Raw genomic sequence first — 18,665 nt, 5'->3', positions numbered from 1 at the left:
ATAACGTATCACAAAATTATGAAAAATTTATCACAAACAAATTATGGTTCTGCTTTAGAGACTGTACGACAATTAAAAGCAAAATATGGAGCTACTTGGGATGCTATAAATCCAGAAAATGCTGCCAGAATGGTAAATCAAAATAGATTTAAAACAGGGTTAGATATTGCAAAATATACAGCTTCTGTAATGAGAGAAGATATGGCAGCATACGATGCCGACTCAAGTAATTATACACAATCATTAGGTTGTTGGCATGGTTTTGTGGCGCAACAAAAAATGATTGCGGTAAAAAAACACCATAAAACAACTAGTAAACGCTACTTGTATCTTTCTGGTTGGATGGTTGCAGCGTTAAGATCAGAATTTGGTCCTTTACCTGACCAATCTATGCACGAAAAAACTGCAGTTCCAAATTTGATTGCCGAAATTTATGATTTTTTACGCCAAGCAGATGCAATTGAACTGAACGATTTGTTTAGAAGATTAAAAAATGGCGAAGATGTACAGCATCAAATCGACAATTTTGAAACACATATAGTCCCAATAATAGCAGATATTGATGCTGGTTTTGGTAATGAAGAAGCAACCTATTTATTAGCTAAAAAAATGATTCAAGCTGGTGCTTGTGCTATCCAAATAGAAAATCAAGTGTCTGACGCCAAACAATGTGGTCATCAAGATGGTAAAGTAACTGTGCCACATGAAGATTTTATTGCTAAACTAAATGCTGTTAGGTACGCTTTTTTAGAATTAGGGATTGACGATGGTATAATTGTGGCACGAACAGACTCGGAAGGTGCAGGACTAACCCAAAAATTACCTATCAGTCAACAAACTGGTGATTTAGCATCACAATATTTAGCTTTTGTTGAAGCTGAAGAAATTGCTATTACAGACGCCAAAGAGAATGATGTCCTACTTAAACGTGATGGTAAATTAGTACGACCAGTTAGATTAGCTAATGGGTTATACAAATTTAGAGAAGGCACTAATATTGATCGTGTTGTTTTAGATTGTATTACAAGCTTACAGAATGGTGCCGATTTATTATGGATAGAAACTCCAACGCCTAATGTTAAACAAATTGCACATATGGTAAATAAAGTAAAAGCAGTAATACCTAAAGCTAAATTAGTGTACAATAACTCGCCATCATTTAACTGGACGCTAAGCTTCCGTAATCAAGCTTATGAAGAAATGCTTACAGAAGGTGAAAACATGACTGCCTATGATCGTAACAACTTAATGGATGCTGAATATGACAATACCGAACTATGTTTTAGAGCTGACCAAAAAATTAAAACGTTTCAAATGGATAGTGCTAAACAAGCTGGTATATTTCATCATTTAATAACATTACCAACTTACCATACCACTGCATTACATATGAATGATTTAACAAAAGGCTATTTTGGTGATCAAGGTATGTTAGCCTACGTCAAAGATGTACAAAGACAAGAAATCCGCAAAAATGTATCATGTGTTAAACACCAACGAATGGCTGGATCTGATCTTGGTGATGACCACAAAACTTTTTTTGCTGGTGATAAAGCTTTAAAAGCTGGTGGAGAAAAAAACACCTCTAACCAATTTGAATTAAAAACAAAAGCTAATACAGTTAAAAATAAAATAGCTGAAGTCGCTTAAATAAGATTTTAGTCTGATTAATCACACAAACCTATTTAAAACTAGCTGTTTGTGTGATTTCTTTTTTACAACAGGCTCACATCAATTATTAGTAAAAAGATTTAAATTAGACCTAGATTTTAAATAATAAAATCTAATTACATTTACTCAAATAAATCGCTAGTAAAATCAATAATATGCAAGAACAATTAAAAATCTTTAAAATCATCCATATAGCACTAGTCGCAGGTCTAATATTTGCTTACTTTTTTTTAGGAAACCTTTCTGATATTACCCAATTAAAGTTACCTACGATAGATAGCGACAATACAGTATATTTAGCTATTCCTATTGCTGCTTTTATAGTTAGTAATTTGCTATTTAAAATGTTGGTTTCTAAAATTGATAGCAATCTAAGTTTAAAAGAAAAATTAGTACCTTATCAAAGTGCTTCCATTGTGCGCTATGCCATTATTGAAGGCTCTGCTTTTGTTATTTTAATATTAGCACCTGACTTTATTATTTTTGGAGTGCTTTTAATTGCATATTTAATATTATTAATACCTACAGAATATAGGATTAAAAGAGATTTAAAGCTATTAGATTAGCCTTTACAAACCTAAAATTGGTTCAGGATTTATAGTATTGGATTTATAAAACTCAAGATCATTTAAGCAACAAACACCTGGATAATCTCCAACTTTATTTTGTATATCTTTTATTATTTGAAAATGTAGATGTGGTGCATAATCTCCGTTTACAGATGCTTGTCCAAGATAGGCTATTGTTTCGCCTTGAGCGACAAAATCACCTACTTTTAAATTTCCGAGTGAAGCTTCACTTAAATGACCATACAATGTGTAAAATATTTGGTTATTTATGTTATGTTCCAATATTATGGTCGGTCCATAATCTCCAAAATTAGTGTTGTTTTTAAAACTATGAATAACACCTTCAAAACACGCCAAAACTGCTGTATTAGCTGGACACCATAAATCTAAACCAATATGAATATTACGCTGTTCTGCTTCGGCTTGAGCCGAAAAATAAGCACTTCTGTTATATAAATTTCTAGTCTCTAAATAACCACCAAATGCAACTTGCTTTTTATGTGATTTAAGGTATTTGGTAATGTAGTCTTCCCAAGCTGAAGAGGATGCAATATCAAACGTATTTAAGTCTTGATTTGCTTTGGATAAATCTATAGCGATATAATCCGATTTTGGGATAGATGCGTCAATGACATTTAGGTTTTGTTCTGTCCATTGACTTAAAAAAGAAGTAGTTGTAGTAGAATTCATTTTTATTAAAAATTGAATTCAAATTTAGAAATTTTATTTAGCAATTACATTACTAAATTTTGCATTTATAATTATAGTTTTATTGGTATTACTATTGTTATTTGGATAATTTTTAATGGTTTTATTAGTCGCTGTCACGCTATTAAATTTTGAGCGATTACCATTAAAAAAAAGATTATAATCAGTATTTGGAAGCTTTAATTTAGCATCGCTGTTTTCTAAAACTATATTAAGATTGTTAAAATCTGAAGCAATATTGTTAACTAACAAATCACCAAAACTTCCGTTTATAATGGAATTTCCTGACAGATTATTTATCTGAATATCGGATGACACAGCGTTTAATATTAAGTTTTTAGCATTGGCAATTATGGCGTCATCCACATACTTTAATTTTAACTGACCAGACATCCAATCCTTTACTGCTACTTTAGCATAAGACACATTAATGGAGGTGTTACCTCCAATAATGTGATTAGCTATAAATGATCCATGAGACACTTCTCCTTTGGCGTTTTCCAGCACATTGGCTAGTTTTAACTCGCCATGCCTTACATTTAGTTTTAACTTAGCTTTTTTAGGCATTTTAATAATAATGGTCTTAGTGGTATTGTAGTCTACATCGTCAAAAATTTTGTTTTCCTTACTACTACTCTTTTTTCCATCTTGATCAAACTGCGCTTCCATTTTACGTTCAAACTCTTCTCCAAATCGTTTGCCCCAAGCTTCTAATTTAGGTGCGACTTCTTTTTCAAACTGTGCAGCCCAAGCTTCAATTTTTGGAGCGATTTCTTTTTCAAATTGTTTACCAAAATTTTCTCCCCATTCTTCCATGCTTTTTTCAAAATCGTCATCAAATAGTTTTTCAAATTGCTTACCAAAGTTTTTTCCCCATGCTTCCATTTCTTTTTCAAACTTATCAATATCTTCTTGCTTGATACTTTTTGCCCAAGTACGCATTTCTTGCTCATAGGCTTCACCATACTCTTTACGGTATTTTTTACTCCAAGCATCTAGATAAGGTTCGCCTTCTTTTTTATACTTGTCATAATCAAAATCTACATTATAATTTCCATCTGGAGATTTTGGAATACGTAATGTTTTTAAGGTTTCAGGCAACTCGCCTAAAACATCCATATTTTCTAACTTTTTTAATAATGGACCTAAATTAAGCTCTAATTTTTCAGGAAGATTAGCTAAAGCCTCAATAGATGCTTCATCCAATATCGTCACGCTCATATCATCAGACCAAATACCTCTTGATCCTTTAGACGTTATTTTTACATAATCCGAGTCTCCTGTTAAAGCAACGTCCCAATTGTCCAATGCTTTTTGCATCTCTTGTTTGGTCAACTTTTTACTTTCAATATAAGCTTCAACCTCTATATAATCCTTATTCCAAGTTTCTACAATAATATTGGTATGACTAGTATTTAGGTCTACGGTTACGTCTTTATTTGCCCTAACCGATTGGTCAATTTTACTTAATTTTTGTTGCGCTGTAACACTTACTGTAATAAGCAGCATTAACGCAATAAGATATCTGTATTTTATAGTTTTTAATTGTTTCATTTTGATTGTCTTTTAACGACTACCCTTGGGAAGCCTTCATGTTGTTTAACTGATTAAGTTGTTCTTTAAGACGATACATCAAGTTTAAACGAAATTTTAGATTTTGGATTAGTGCATTTACCGTATGCTCATCTGGACCATTATCGGTCAACTCTGTAGACAAGCTTTTGTATTCTGCATTTAACTCTTCTAACCTTAACACATAACCATCAAACAATTCTTTATTTTCTGGTGTTAGCTTAAGTTTAGACAATTCTAAATTAATATTTGCCACGTAATAATCTTCTACCTTTTTTAAATCCGGAGAGATATCTCCAAGCGTCATGGTTTTTGTAGTTTTATTAATTTCTGGTTTTGGTTGCTCAGTATCTACGACTGTAATAGGATTTACGTCCTGTTTAAAAAACGTATATCCTCCAAAACCTAATCCTAAAATTATCACGATGCTTGCTGCAATGTTTAAAAACGTCCAATTAGATTGCTTTTTTTGTGGCAATGCTTGGTCTAACTTGTCTAAAAATCTAGCTTCATGTCCTTGTGACATTTGCTTATCAGACTGTTGGTTATCATTTTTAAATAATTCTCTAATATCTTTCGCCATAATCATTTTGTTTTAAAAGGGCTTGCAATTTTACTTTTCCTCTGGATAATTGGGTACGCGACGCGACTTCGGTAATATTTAAAATTTCTGAAATCTCTTGATGGTCATACCCTTCTATTAAAAATAGCATGACTACGTACTTATATTTTTCCGGAAGACTATTAATGGCTTGCTTTATTTGGTCTAAAGTTGTTGTGTCTTCTACTAACCATTTGTCATCAGTATTAGTATCTATTACTTTCAGATGCACCTCATCTAATTCAACTAAGCGTTGTTTTTTAGATTTTAAGTAATCAATACTTTTATTAATAACAATACGTTTTAACCATGCACCAAAAGTAACGTCACCTTTAAATTGATGTAGTTTTGTAAAGGCTTTTATAAAAGCCTCTTGTACGACATCTTCAGCTTCGGCAGTGTGATTTACAAAACGTAATGCAACATGGTACATAGCATCGCAATATTGCTGATACACTTGTAATTGTGCCTTACGGTTATTTTGTTTACACAACTCGATGTTATCTAAAGTAACGACTTTCACTTGTTGGTTTTTGGTTAGTGTTCAGGTTAAAGACGACACAAAAAAAGCAGTGTTGCAAAAAAGTTGATTTTTTTTTCAATTTAGCACAAATATTTAGAATAATTTAAGGGTAATCCTTCTATATGTACTAAATTTTCAGTTAATTTTGTTGCATTATAAAGTGCTAATATTAAGAAACCAGTACATGAAAAAACTTATATATCTATTAATTATCGTTGTAATTGGCGTTTTAGGCTATCAATTTACCACAAAAACAGGCTTATTTAATCAACCTTTAAGTCCAAAGGATACTGCTGGTATAAAAATTAATGATTTAAATTTAAGAGTAGTCTATAATAGACCATCTAAACGTGACAGAGCTATTTTTGGTGCTTTAGTGCCATTTAATAAAGTCTGGCGTACTGGAGCAAATGAGGCGACTACCTTTGAAACCAATCACGATTTATCTGTAAATGGTGTAAAGCTTCCTAAAGGAAAATATACGCTTTGGACTGTACCTATGCAAAACAATTGGAAAGTTATGTTTAACTCCAAACAATATGATTGGGGAGTTAACGAAAAAATGGAACCAAATTGGGATCCAAATTACGACGTTGTAGAAGTAGAAGTGCCTGCACAAACCTTAGATAAACCAGTCGAGCAGTTTACAGTAGCATTTGACAATAGTACAGACGACTTAAAAATGACTATGGCTTGGGACGTTGTAAAAATTGAAGTGCCTTTAAAAGATTAACCTTAGTCTAAAACTAATTTTAACAACGCTTTCGCGGAAATTAAAAGCAACTATGTCCAAAAATAAATCAGCATTAAGCGAGCAAGATGGTGTATCCTCTCCAGAGATGACCAATGCAGATGCTGTTTTAAAAATTAAGGCAAGACGCAAACTGCAACGTACAACACAAGACTTAGTATCCGCTATTTTAAAAGGTAATATAACCGCTTTAAGCCAAGCCATTACTTTAGTAGAAAGCAAAAACACAAAGCATACAGATCAAGCCAATGCTATTATTAAAGCATGTTTACCACATGCTAATACCTCTGTTAGAATTGGTATTACAGGTGTTCCTGGTGTTGGAAAAAGCACTTTTATTGAAGCGTTTGGAACACATCTAACAACATTAAACAAAAAAGTTGCAGTCTTAGCTGTAGATCCAAGTAGCAGTATTACTAAAGGAAGTATTTTAGGTGACAAAACCCGAATGGAAGAGTTGGTTAAAAACACCAATGCTTTTATACGTCCATCTGCTTCCGGAACCTCTTTAGGTGGTGTTGCCAGAAAAACACGCGAAACCATTATCCTTTGTGAAGCAGCAGGTTTTGATACTATTATTATAGAAACCGTTGGTGTTGGACAAAGCGAAACTGCAGTACACAGTATGGTTGACTTTTTTCTACTTTTAAAATTAGCAGGAGCTGGAGACGAGTTACAAGGTATAAAACGAGGTATTATTGAAATGGCAGACGCAATAGCCATTAATAAAGCAGATGGTGACAATGTTAAACGTGCTAAAATGGCTAAAGTCGAGTTTAACAGAGCTTTACATATGTATCCAATAAAAGATTCTGATTGGCAACCTAAAGTAACGTTATGCAGTGCCTTAACAAACGATGGTATAGATGCGATTTGGGATGTAATTTTGGATTACATAACACTTACCAAACAGAATAACTATTTTAATACCAAGCGTACAGAACAAAATAAATTCTGGCTACTTCAAACTATTGAAGAGCAACTTAAAAGTGTCTTTTTTAATGATCCAGAAATTAAATTAGAACTTAATAAACAACTCGCTTTAATTGAAGCTAATAAAACCACTCCTTTTGCTGCTGCAGATTATTTATTGGGATTAGGGTAATGCTGTAATTTAGTAATTTGTCTTAAAAAACTAACAACAAAAAAAGGACAGTTTTATAACTGTCCTTTTTTTTGAATTTCTCTGTATATTTAAATTATAAAAAATTAGCTTTATACCATTCTACTTGCGCCTTAACACCTTCTAACAATGTGGTTTGCGGATTATAATCAAGTAACTGTTTAGCTTTATCTATGTTTGCTTTAGTTCGCAATTGGTCTCCTACTCTAGCCTTAACATGATCTATTTTAATAGACTGACCAATGACTTGCTCAACCGCTTCTATTCCATCTTGTGTGGTATGTTCAACCTCTGTACCAAGGTTAATAATTTCGCCATCTACTTTACTTTCTTTTCCTACTACGCTTACAATTCCGTCGACAATATCACCAACATAAGTAAAGCTTCTTAAATGGGTTGCGCTACCTTCGTATAACGGAAATGCATCTCCATTAAATGCACAAGCAATTAATTTGGTGTACATTTTTTCTGGACGTTCTCTTGGTCCTATAACAGAGTATAGTCTTAACGAGCAACTTTTAAATAATTGCTCTCTACTTTTTTGTAATACTAACTGCTCGGCAGTTAATTTAGTAACACCATAGTACGATGCAGGTTTAGGCGCTTCGGTTTCCGGAAAAGTTGCTTCTAATCCATAAATAGAGGAAGTCCCTATATTTACAAATAATTCTAAATTTGGGCATTGTAATGCATAATCCGTAAGATTCTTAGTCGCAATAATATTGTTAGTAAAATAATCTTCAAAAGTAGAGCTTGCAGAAATACCTGGTTGAGCTGCAAAATGAAAAATATAGTTGATGTCTTTTGGTAAAACTTCTGCTAAATCCTGGTTTCTTAAATCGGTAGTAATAACTTTAATACCTTTTTGTAACAGTGCTTTTTCGTTTAAAGTTTTCAGCGCTAAGCTATAATAATTATTAAAATTATCTAAACCAACAACTTCATGACCTAAATCGTGTAAACGCTCACAGGTGTGAGAGCCTATAAAACCTACTGCTCCAGTGACTAATATCTTCATATGTGTTTTTCTGTATTACAAAGAAACAGATTTTTTTTCGATACTAATTTCAATTCTATAAAAAACAATACATTTGTAACACTAAAAAAGGTTTATGAATTACCAATTTACCATCGTCGTTCCTGTTTATAATGAGGAAGATAATTTACTTAGAGTGGAAAAAGAGTTATTAGCTTACACGCAAATAGCAACCAAAACCACTAAAATATTATTTGTTAATGATGGCTCAAAAGATAAAAGTCAAGATTTAATTGAAGCTATTTGTAGCAGACATGATGCTTTTGACTACATATTATTCAAAGACAATCGTGGTTTAAGTGCTGCTATAAAAGCTGGTTTTGACTACACTACCACGCCTTTAGTGGGATATATTGACTCTGATTTACAAACTGCACCAGAAGATTTTAATTTACTACTAGCACATATAGGCGAATATGATTTAGTTACAGGTGTGCGTGCTAACCGTAAAGATAGTTTTGTAAAAAACATGTCGTCTAAAATTGCAAACGGAATTAGACGTGCATTTACTAAAGACGGAATGGATGATACTGGTTGTCCATTAAAAGTAATTAAAACGGACTATGCTAAACGTATTCCCATGTTTAAAGGATTACACCGTTTTTTACCTGCAATGATTATGTTGCAAAATGGAAAAACTAAGCAAATACCTGTACAACATTTTCCTAGAGTTGCTGGCGAGGCTAAATTTGGCGTTTGGAATAGGTTACTAGGACCTTTAATGGATTGCTTTGCGTATTTATGGATGAAGAAAAAATACATTAACTACGAAGTCGCTAAGCAAAAATAATGAGTAATTGGATTATACTTAGCATAGGCTTTTTAGCACAAACCTTATTTTCTTCTAGGTTAATAATCCAATGGATTACTAGCGAGAAACAAAAACGTGTGATCACGCCTACATTATTTTGGACGCTTAGTTTAATCGCTTCGTTTTTGCTATTTATTTATGGATATTTACGCGATGACTTTGCTATTATGCTTGGTCAAGGGTTAACCTATTATATTTATATCAGGAATTTACAATTACAAAACCAATGGAAAACATTTCCGGTCGGTATACGTTATATCTTATTATTAATGCCAGTATTTATAACTGTATTTTATTTTAATAATAATGAAATTGATACTGTTAAGTTATTTAAAAACGAAGCTATTCCGTTTTGGCTGTTAGTGTTAGGGATCGTCTCTCAGATAGTGTTTACACTACGTTTTGTGTACCAATGGATATATTCTGAAAAAAACAAAGAGTCCTCTTTACCACTTGGCTTTTGGGCTTTAAGCTTAATAGGGTCGTTATTAATTTTAACCTACGCTATATTTAGGGTCGATTATGTGCTATTGGTAGGACACTCTTTAGGTGCTATAATTTACTTCAGAAATTTGTTAATCTTAAAAAAGCAAGATGCCTAAACTATTAAAAGATTATCCAATCATCTTTATTTGTTTGCTATTAGCAGTCATGCTATTACCTAACTTAGAGACCATACAAGTAACTATAATGGAAGCACGTAATTTTATTACTGCCAGAGAGATGCTATTGGATGATCATTGGTTATTAACTACCATGAATGGCGAAGCACGTTACGAAAAACCACCTTTACCAACATGGCTTACCGCTATTTCTGGAATTATTTTTGGTGTAAAAAGTGTTTTTGGAATGCGTTTACCTGCTATTATCATGATAATGATTTTGGCTGTTTATAGTTTTAAATTATCCAAAACCATATTAAAAAGCAGAGCACATAGCATGATTAACACGTTAATATTAATAACATCGTTTTATGTTATTGGTATTACTATTGAAGCACCTTGGGATATTTTTACTCATGGCTTTATGATGATTGCAATCTATCATTTATTTAAGTTTTTTAAATCAGAAAACATAGATTGGAAACATACTATTATTGCTGCTTTTTGTATTGGTTTTTCAATATTAAGCAAAGGGCCTATTAGCTTTTATGCTTTATTACTTCCTTTTTTACTAGCTTTCAGCTTTAGTTTTAACTATAAAAACATCAAAACTAAAGCGCTACCAATTATTGTTATTTTGATATTATCATTAGTTGTTGGTGGCTGGTGGTACTTTTATGTAAGATTAGAAGATCCAACTACATTTGCTGCTATTACTAGTAAAGAAACTGGTAATTGGACCAGCTATAATGTTAGACCTTTTTATTACTACTGGAGCTTTTTTACACAAAGTGGATTATGGACTATTCCGGCTTTTATTAGCTTATTATTTCCGTATTTAAAACGACGTGTAGTACATTACAAAGCCTATAAGTTTACTTTTTTATGGACCCTATTTGCTGTTATTTTGTTATCTATAATTCCAGAGAAAAAATCTAGATATTTGATGCCTGTTTTAATTCCTTTAGCTTTAAATATTGGATTTTATATTGAGTATTTGATTCGTAAGTTTAAAACGCTAAAAGACAAACGCGAAACCATACCTGTCTATTTTAACTTTGGCTTAATTGGTTTGATCGGTATTGTGGCTCCTTTTGTGTTGTATTTTCAGTTTAAAACACAATTAAATAATAGCTTATTCCTTTTTATAATATTTGCAATTATTGTGTTTACTTTAGGCTTGGCCATCCTTTCACAATTAATAAAAAAAGAGATTAAACATGTCTTTTTGTTAACTACTGCTTTTTTTGGAGCTTTATTTTTATTTGGCTTACCCATTTTCAAAACGTTTACAAGCGACAATTTTAAACCCATAACTACGCTTTTAAAAACACATAAACAAAAGGACATAAAATTGTATGCTATTGACTACGTTTCGCCAGAAACTATATGGCAATATGGAGCTAAAATACCTCAAATTAAGCAAGAAAACAATGCTTATAACTTTCCGCTTGAAGCGGAATTTGGAGTTTTATCCAACGGAATAAATCCTAAAAATCAAGCTATTCTTTTTGAAAAATATAATATCAAAGAAATGGCTATTTATGATTTAAATGAGAGTGAGCCAGATAGCAAACAATATAAAGATCGATTGATAAATACCTACTATTATTTTACTAGAAAGTAATTATTTTAATTGAAATCTAGATTGTAAGTATTTATCAAGTTTATAAAACATAAATCCTGAAAGTCCACCAAATAGCATTCCGCTTAAAACATCTAAAGGATAATGTACACCTATGTATATTCTACTATACGCCATAGTTATAGACCAAACAATTAGTATATAAATTAGATATTTATATTTATATCTTAACATTAAACCCGAAAAAATAGCGACAGCCATACTGTTACTTGCATGTCCAGAAAAGTAGCCATATTTACCACCACACCACGATTTAAGCAATCGCATGGCTTGCACTAAATCGTCCTCATGACATGGTCTAGGACGTTTTACCAAGAAATTTTTAAATAGGTTAGTAATTTGGTCTGTAAATAAAATCATTAAAGCTATAACCACTAAGGTTAGTACAAACATTTTAGTATTCAATTTTTTGTACATTAAAAAAGCTAACACAGCATAAAACGGAATCCAATGTAATTTATCTGTATAAAACAACCAAAATCCATCCCATGATGTTGTTCCTAGGTTATTTAAAAATAAAAAAAGTTCTTTATCGTATTGTACTAATTGGTCTAACATAAAATTGTTTTGCAGTTACCTAAAAGTTAGGTTATTTATATGGTTGAAATGATTTTATGAGTGCTTAATCTTCATAACGCTCCACTTCTCTATCGTAAAATGCGGTCGCTTCTTTGATTAGGTTTTCTGTTTCCATTTCCAACTCTTTTTCATCATGTTGGTCAAAATCTTCAAACCACTCAACTTCATCATCTTCTAGATTGATTATAAATCTAGGGAATTCTGTATGAATCACAAAGATTGCGTTTGGTAAATCTGTATTATCACCTAAAATGAATTTTGGTAATTCCATAATATATTTGCTTTTTAAAGGTTAGCGACTAGTTATTTTGAGAGTCCAAAATTAACCTTTTAGTTAGATAATTAAAACGTATAAACAATAAAATAGCAGCAGTAGTTAAGCCAGCTAGTAATCCTAACCAAATTCCAAAACTACCATAAGCATCTGCTTTACCCAAATACCAGCTTATTGGAAAACCAATTAACCAATAGGAAATAAAAGTAATAATTGTTGGTATTTTAACATCCTGAAGTCCACGTAAAGCACCAAGTACAATAACTTGTAAACTATCACTTATCTGAAATATAGCTGCTGCAATTAATAATTGCGAGGCTATTGTGACCACCTCTAGATTATCTTTAAAGTTTACTGCATCATCAAAATCTACATATAACCTTGGGAAAAACTGATTAAATATTAAAAATAAAGAAGCAAAAATGACAGCAAATATAAAGCCCATTAAAAATAGCGATACAGCTACACGACGTAATTCTATGTATTGATGTAATCCTTTTTGGTTACCTACTCTAATCATAGACGCAACACTTAATCCCATAGCAACCATAAAGGTCATTGAGCTTAAATTTAAGGCTACTTGATTTGCTGCTTGAGGGTTTTTACCTAACAAACCACTTAACCAAATAGCAGCAGTAAAAATTGCAACCTCAAAAAACATTTGCATAGCACTTGGTGTCCCTAATCCTATAATTTTTTTAAGCATTAATTTATCTAACACAAAAAACTTAATATTAGTTACATAGTCTTTAGACTTTTTACGACCTTTTAATAACCACCATAAATAAGCGACCATAATAACACGCGACACTAAAGTACCATAAGCTGCTCCAACAATACCCATTTCTGGGAAACCAAACTTACCAAAGATTAGTAAATAATTTAAACCAACGTTAACTAGATTAGCTACAATAGTAGCATACATAGGATATTTAGTTAAAGATAACCCATCACTAAACTGTTTTATTCCTTGAAATATTATTAAGGGAATTAAAGATATTGCTACTAAATCTAAATACGGAATAGCTAACTCTACAACCTCAACAGGTTGCTTCATTAAATACATTAAAGGTTTGGCTAATAGCAATAATAAAAAAAGTAACACTCCTAAAACGGTACATAAAAACAAACCATGTTTAAAAGCTGATTTACCTTTATCAAAATCGTTTGCACTATCTGCTTCCGCCACTAAAGGCGTAATGGCAGTACTAAAACCAATACCAATAGACATAGCTATAAACATAAAGCTGTTACCTAAAGACACAGCAGCTAATTCTGCTGTTCCAATTTGACCAACCATAATGTTGTCCACAAAACTAACAAACGTATGACCCAACATCCCTAACATTACAGGAGCAGCCAATTGCCAATTATATTTAAATTCTTTAGTATAAGTGCTTAATACCATTTACTATTGTTATTATTTATTTTAAAGCCATCGTATTTATCTTTTTGAAAACACGACATTTTCACCTGATTTAGAGATATCAAAATTAAATGTGCTTAATCTTAAGTGCACTAAATCTGTGACACCTGGAGCATAAGTTTCATGTAATTCTAAAAAGCCAAATTTAGTCTTAGATAACCAATATTGATAGTTTTGTTCAAAAACTTTTTTTTCAGAGCCTTCAATATCCATTTTTAAAATATCAATAGTTTTTAAATCGTGCTCTAACATTATGGCATCTAGACTATAGCCCTTAAACTCTTTTGTATTATCCAGCGCTTCCTCCACTCTAAAAGCCCATTTACCGGCTTTTTTATCTAAAATTTTTAAGTCTGCATTTATATCCCAAATACCACCTTGTACAATATGAATATCTTTAATTCCTGAGGTGTTTTTTATAATCATTTCTATATTAGACCTATCAGGCTCAATAGCGATAAGCTTTGCATTTTTAAACTTATTTTTAAAATACACTACAGAATATCCACAATTAGAACCAGCGTCCACAATAGTATTAACGTGGTCTGGATAGTGGACGTTATATTCTTCTTCAATAAAAATTTGCTTGAAAATTTTATAATCAGACGTATTTGGCCTTAAATAAATTGGTTGATTATACCCTTTTAACTTTAACGTCAAATAGGTTTTTTTGCTTGTTTTAGAAGTTAATAGTAAAAAATATTGAAGCAACCCAAGTACACTTATCCATTTAGGAATCCATTTAATTTGAGCTGTTTTACTTAGCAGTTTATGAAGAATCATTATAAAGTTATACAATAACTACTGTTATAGTTTAGTGACATTACTTTTAGCCTCTTCAAACTCAGAAATCATGTCCTTTACAATTTCTGAAACAGGTTTTATATCGCGAATTAGTCCAGCTATTTGACCAATTTCTAATTCGCCTTCCTCTAAATCTCCTTCAAACATTCCTTTTTTAGCACGCGCACGACCTAATAACTCTTTAAGTTGTTCTGGTGTTGGACTTGTTTTGTACAACTCTTGTAACTGATTATAAAATTTATTTTTTACTAGCCTAACAGGCGCTAATTCTTTTAAAGTTAATTGCGTATCACCTTCTTTTGCATCTACTACAACTTGCTTAAATGCTTGATGCGCACTACTTTCTTCACTTGCAACAAATCGGCTACCTACTTGCACAGCATCTGCACCTAAAACCATACAAGCTAACATCGCTTTTCCTGTAGCAATTCCTCCAGCTGCTATTAATGGAATATGTAGTTGCTCGCTTACCATTGGAATAAGTGTAAGCGTTGTAGTTTCATCACGTCCATTATGTCCTCCAGCCTCAAAACCTTCTGCAACTATGGCGTCAACTCCAGCATCTTGAGCCTTTAATGCAAACTTGACACTACTAACCACATGCACTACTGTAATCCCTTTGTCTTGTAACCATTTAGTCCATGTTTTTGGATTTCCTGCAGAAGTAAAAACGATTTTAACTTCTTCCTCTACAATTATATTCATGATTTCCTCAATGTTAGGATATAACATTGGGACATTAATACCAAAAGGTTTATCTGTTGCTTTTTTACATTTTTGAATGTGCTCCCTTAATACGTCTGGATACATGCTTCCTGCACCAATTAATCCTAATATTCCAGAATTACTTGCTGCTGAGGCTAACTTCCAGCCACTATTCCAAATCATTCCTGCTTGAATGATTGGATATTGTATATTAAATAGTTGCGTAATTTTATTTGCCATTTACTATAAATATCTTGTGGTTAATATTTTTAAAAACGAAGGCGATATACGTTAGTTGTAACCTCTAGTTTTTAATTATCTTTTTAGTAATCGCTAAACCTTCAGATTCAACCTTAACTAAATAAACACCTTTAGACAATGCGCTTGTGTTTATTGTTTTATTGATTGCGGTTATCTTTGTATCAATAATTTTCTTTCCTAAAACGTCATATAATCTAACTCTAGCTTCTTCATATTGACTAGGAATTTGAATAGTTAATTGATTAGACACTGGATTAGGATATAACTTTAATGTTACGCTTTCATTTTGAAACTCGTTTACAGACAAACCTTGTGCTAAAGCCAAAGATAAATCAGGAATACCATAGCCTAAAAAGAAATCTGGCGCATTGTATTGCGAAGCAGATTCACGAACTAACTGCATGATTTCGGCATTTGAAAGATTAGGTAGCGCTTGCCATAAGCAAACGATTCCACCTGCCATAATTGGCGAACTAAATGAGGTACCATTAGATGTGGTAACCACATCCGAAGTTGTAATAATATAATTGGCTTGACCTTGGGCCACGACATCTGGTTTTTGAGTTGGTTGTTCACTGCTACCTCTAGAACTAAATGATGCATAAGTACCATCTGCCTTTACAGCACCAATACTAAATACACCAGATGCATCTGCTGGAGCTCCAACAATCTGCCAGCTTCCGCTACCAGAATTACCTGCAGAATTAACAACTAAGATCCCTTTTTGAAAAGCAATATTTGCACCTTTGGTAATGTAGGCTGTGTTACCATCCATTTCGGCAGGAGTATAACTGTAATTAGGATTATCAAAAGTGGTATATCCTAAAGACGAATTTATAACATCTACACCTAAACTATCTGCACGCTCTGCTGCTTCAACCCATAGACTTTCTTCTAAAGGGGTTTCAGTAGCTGCATCTTCTGTTCTAAATAAATAATAATTTGCATCTGGAGCAGTACCTACAAATTCATCTTGTAAATAACCAGCCATATCGCTTAATACCCATGTTCCATGAGAGTTTCCTGTGTAAGCGTATACATCTGTGTTTCTGTCTACAAAATCATAACCTCCTAAAATACCACCATTATCACGCAAACGCTGAAAACCATTCATGGTACCAACATTTGTAAATCCTGCATCTATAACTGCGACGGTCATACCAGAACCTGTATAACTATCTGGATGTTGGTGCAAGTCGTCTGCACCAATCATCACTGCTTGATTTGCTGCATTACCATAATTAAATGTAGTTAGACTAGCTTCAAACTCATGCTTATCTAGATTTTGACTTATTCTGGCGTCAAAATTATCGTCTGCAAAATCTATACTACTAACTATAGTAGTACTATTAACGGTTAAGGTATTTAACGCCATGATATCTGATGGATTACCTATAACGTGCAAGGCATTAAACCATTTTGATTTTGACATTACAGTAACACCTGGTTGAGATTTGATAAGTGCAATGTAACTTTCTTCCACAGGAACGTCTTTAAAATCTACAACAACATTATGAGCTGCTTTACGATCCAGCGCTTTTTGTGTTAAAATTGTATTGGGATTTGCTAATGCTGCTGCGCTATTAGGTTTGTCCGATAAATAGACCCAAGCATGCTCTTGTCCAAATGACAATGCAGAATAGGTTAAAACGAAAAAAAGAAGTAGGTTTTTCATAACAGTAACTTTTGTTACTGCAAGTTAAGAAATTACACCTGAACCAACTAATTCTTCCTCTAAATACCAAGCAACAAATTGTCCCTCAGTAATAGCTGATTGTTGGTTTTCAAATTCTACATACATACCACTTTCTACTTTATGTAATGTTGCTTTTTGCAAAACTTGTCTATATCTTATTCTTGCTAACACTTCCATGGTTTGGTCTGTAGCTAATGCTAAGTCCTCTCTAACCCAATGCAACTCTTCATTAGATACAAATAAAACATTTTTATATAATCCTGGGTGTGTTGTCCCTTGGCCTGTATAAATAACATTTTCTGTAACGTCTGTATCTATCACAAATAATGGTTCTGCTGTACCACCTACTGCTAATCCTTTACGTTGTCCTTTAGTAAAATAATGTGCGCCTTGATGCTTTCCTTTTACTACACCTTCAGCTATACTATAGCTAGGTTTTCTAGAACGATATTTTAATTCTTCTAATTTATTATTGAAACTAGGAAGCGTTTCATTATAAAATGAATTATCTCTTGGTATTTCTACAATAACACCTTCTTTAGGCTTAAGTTGTTGTTGTAAAAAGTCTGGCAATCTAACTTTACCTATAAAACATAATCCTTGTGAATCTTTTTTATCTGCAGTTATTAAGTCCTGAGCTTTAGCTATTTCTCTAACTTCTGGTTTTAATAATTCACCAATAGGAAACAATGCTTTAGCCAATTGCTCTTGAGATAATTGACATAAAAAGTAAGATTGATCTTTATTTGGATCCTTACCTGCTAATAATTGGTGTACCTCTTCTCCGTTTTTTGTAATGGTTGTTTTTCTGCAATAATGACCTGTAGCCACGTAATCTGCACCTAAATCTAAGGCGATTTTCATGAAGACATCAAACTTAATTTCTCTATTACATAAAACATCTGGATTAGGTGTGCGACCTTTTTCATATTCGTCAAACATATAATCTACGATGCGCTCCTTATACTGTTCGCTTAAATCTACAGTTTGAAAAGGTATTCCTAATTTATCTGCGACCAACATAGCATCATTACTATCATCCAACCAAGGACACTCATCAGAAATTGTTACAGTGTCGTCGTGCCAATTTTTCATAAAAAGACCTATAACCTCATAACCTTGCTCTTTTAATAAATACGCAGCAACACTAGAATCCACTCCTCCTGATAATCCAACAATAACTCTTTTTTTCATGACTAATTTTAATAGACTGCAAAGATAAGTCTTTCTAAAAAAAATCAAACACATATATATAAATGGAATGACTTAATAAATGCCTGACAAATAAACATTTAAATAACTTTAACA

Annotated in this window: 19 protein-coding genes; 7 read left to right on the top strand and 12 right to left on the bottom strand. The window is 32.5% G+C overall.

Annotated elements, in window-relative coordinates:
* Positions 1-18 precede the first annotated feature (18 nt).
* Complete coding sequence (locus B2989_RS03150) at positions 19-1,650, top strand: isocitrate lyase (RefSeq protein WP_292943988.1); 1,632 nt, start codon at positions 19-21, stop codon at positions 1,648-1,650.
* A gap of 176 nt (positions 1,651-1,826) precedes the next feature.
* Positions 1,827-2,237 (top strand): MFS transporter, encoded by a 411-nt coding sequence (locus B2989_RS03145; protein WP_292943986.1) that lies wholly within the window; start codon positions 1,827-1,829, stop codon positions 2,235-2,237.
* 3 nt (positions 2,238-2,240) lie between these two features.
* Here the strand turns inward: B2989_RS03145 and B2989_RS03140 are convergent, their stop codons facing one another.
* Genes B2989_RS03140 through B2989_RS03125 form a run of 4 tightly spaced genes read right to left on the bottom strand, consistent with a single transcriptional unit; the run spans position 2,241 to position 5,644 of the window.
* Positions 2,241-2,930, bottom strand: a complete 690-nt coding sequence (locus tag B2989_RS03140) for a peptidoglycan DD-metalloendopeptidase family protein (RefSeq protein ID WP_292943984.1) — start codon at positions 2,928-2,930, stop codon at positions 2,241-2,243.
* A gap of 33 nt (positions 2,931-2,963) precedes the next feature.
* The gene (locus tag B2989_RS03135) at positions 2,964-4,502 is read right to left on the bottom strand and encodes a hypothetical protein (protein WP_292943982.1); all 1,539 of its coding nucleotides are present in this window, start codon (positions 4,500-4,502) and stop codon (positions 2,964-2,966) included.
* 19 nt (positions 4,503-4,521) lie between these two features.
* On the bottom strand, positions 4,522-5,103 hold the full coding sequence (locus B2989_RS03130) for a hypothetical protein (protein ID WP_292943980.1): 582 nt from the start codon (positions 5,101-5,103) through the stop codon (positions 4,522-4,524).
* On the bottom strand, positions 5,087-5,644 hold the full coding sequence (locus B2989_RS03125) for an RNA polymerase sigma factor (protein ID WP_145000263.1): 558 nt from the start codon (positions 5,642-5,644) through the stop codon (positions 5,087-5,089). Before B2989_RS03125 ends, B2989_RS03130 begins: the two co-directional genes overlap by 17 nt.
* 184 nt (positions 5,645-5,828) lie before the next feature.
* Here B2989_RS03125 and B2989_RS03120 point away from each other — a divergent pair, with 184 nt between their 5' ends.
* Positions 5,829-6,377 (top strand): DUF2911 domain-containing protein, encoded by a 549-nt coding sequence (locus B2989_RS03120; protein ID WP_292943978.1) that lies wholly within the window; start codon positions 5,829-5,831, stop codon positions 6,375-6,377.
* A gap of 52 nt (positions 6,378-6,429) precedes the next feature.
* Positions 6,430-7,500 carry a methylmalonyl Co-A mutase-associated GTPase MeaB gene (gene meaB / locus B2989_RS03115; protein WP_292943976.1) on the top strand — a complete coding sequence of 357 codons (1,071 nt, stop codon included), beginning with the start codon at positions 6,430-6,432 and terminating at the stop codon, positions 7,498-7,500.
* A gap of 94 nt (positions 7,501-7,594) precedes the next feature.
* Here meaB and B2989_RS03110 read toward each other — a convergent pair whose 3' ends face one another.
* Positions 7,595-8,536 carry an NAD-dependent epimerase/dehydratase family protein gene (locus tag B2989_RS03110; protein ID WP_292943973.1) on the bottom strand — a complete coding sequence of 314 codons (942 nt, stop codon included), beginning with the start codon at positions 8,534-8,536 and terminating at the stop codon, positions 7,595-7,597.
* A gap of 94 nt (positions 8,537-8,630) precedes the next feature.
* Between B2989_RS03110 and B2989_RS03105 the strand changes: the two genes are divergently transcribed.
* From B2989_RS03105 to B2989_RS03095, 3 genes are read left to right on the top strand one after another with little or no spacing between them, the layout of a single operon-like run.
* Positions 8,631-9,344 (top strand): glycosyltransferase family 2 protein, encoded by a 714-nt coding sequence (locus B2989_RS03105; RefSeq protein WP_145000275.1) that lies wholly within the window; start codon positions 8,631-8,633, stop codon positions 9,342-9,344.
* Positions 9,344-9,967 carry a lipid-A-disaccharide synthase N-terminal domain-containing protein gene (locus tag B2989_RS03100; protein WP_292943968.1) on the top strand — a complete coding sequence of 208 codons (624 nt, stop codon included), beginning with the start codon at positions 9,344-9,346 and terminating at the stop codon, positions 9,965-9,967. The genes B2989_RS03105 and B2989_RS03100 overlap by 1 nt, the downstream gene beginning before the upstream one ends.
* Positions 9,960-11,594 (top strand): ArnT family glycosyltransferase, encoded by a 1,635-nt coding sequence (locus B2989_RS03095; RefSeq protein ID WP_292943965.1) that lies wholly within the window; start codon positions 9,960-9,962, stop codon positions 11,592-11,594. The genes B2989_RS03100 and B2989_RS03095 overlap by 8 nt, the downstream gene beginning before the upstream one ends.
* Here the strand turns inward: B2989_RS03095 and B2989_RS03090 are convergent, their stop codons facing one another.
* The 7 genes from B2989_RS03090 to mnmA all read right to left on the bottom strand — a co-directional run bounded on the left by B2989_RS03090 (position 11,595) and on the right by mnmA (position 18,551).
* The gene (locus B2989_RS03090; protein ID WP_145000283.1) at positions 11,595-12,170 is read right to left on the bottom strand and encodes a phosphatase PAP2 family protein; all 576 of its coding nucleotides are present in this window, start codon (positions 12,168-12,170) and stop codon (positions 11,595-11,597) included. It lies immediately after the preceding gene.
* 64 nt (positions 12,171-12,234) lie between these two features.
* Positions 12,235-12,462, bottom strand: coding sequence for a hypothetical protein (locus B2989_RS03085; protein WP_145000286.1), 228 nt, complete (start codon positions 12,460-12,462; stop codon positions 12,235-12,237).
* A 28-nt stretch (positions 12,463-12,490) separates the two neighbouring features.
* On the bottom strand, positions 12,491-13,873 hold the full coding sequence (locus B2989_RS03080) for an MATE family efflux transporter (protein WP_292943958.1): 1,383 nt from the start codon (positions 13,871-13,873) through the stop codon (positions 12,491-12,493).
* 36 nt (positions 13,874-13,909) lie between these two features.
* Positions 13,910-14,674: an FkbM family methyltransferase gene (locus tag B2989_RS03075; protein ID WP_292943956.1), complete on the bottom strand. Its 765-nt coding sequence runs from the start codon at positions 14,672-14,674 to the stop codon at positions 13,910-13,912.
* 24 nt (positions 14,675-14,698) lie between these two features.
* Positions 14,699-15,640 (bottom strand): NAD(P)H-dependent flavin oxidoreductase, encoded by a 942-nt coding sequence (locus tag B2989_RS03070; RefSeq protein WP_292943954.1) that lies wholly within the window; start codon positions 15,638-15,640, stop codon positions 14,699-14,701.
* A 64-nt stretch (positions 15,641-15,704) separates the two neighbouring features.
* Positions 15,705-17,336, bottom strand: coding sequence for a S8 family serine peptidase (locus tag B2989_RS03065; protein ID WP_292943952.1), 1,632 nt, complete (start codon positions 17,334-17,336; stop codon positions 15,705-15,707).
* Between the two features lie 24 nt (positions 17,337-17,360).
* Positions 17,361-18,551, bottom strand: coding sequence for a tRNA 2-thiouridine(34) synthase MnmA (mnmA, locus tag B2989_RS03060; RefSeq protein WP_292943950.1), 1,191 nt, complete (start codon positions 18,549-18,551; stop codon positions 17,361-17,363).
* Positions 18,552-18,665: the final 114 nt, after the last annotated feature.

Origin of the sequence: Olleya sp. UBA1516, from assembly GCF_002323495.1 — a bacterium.
In the GTDB taxonomy this organism is placed as follows: Bacteria; Bacteroidota; Bacteroidia; order Flavobacteriales; family Flavobacteriaceae; genus Olleya.
Note: the sequence above shows the minus strand (reverse complement) of the source record. Positions and strands in the feature narration are given on the sequence as shown.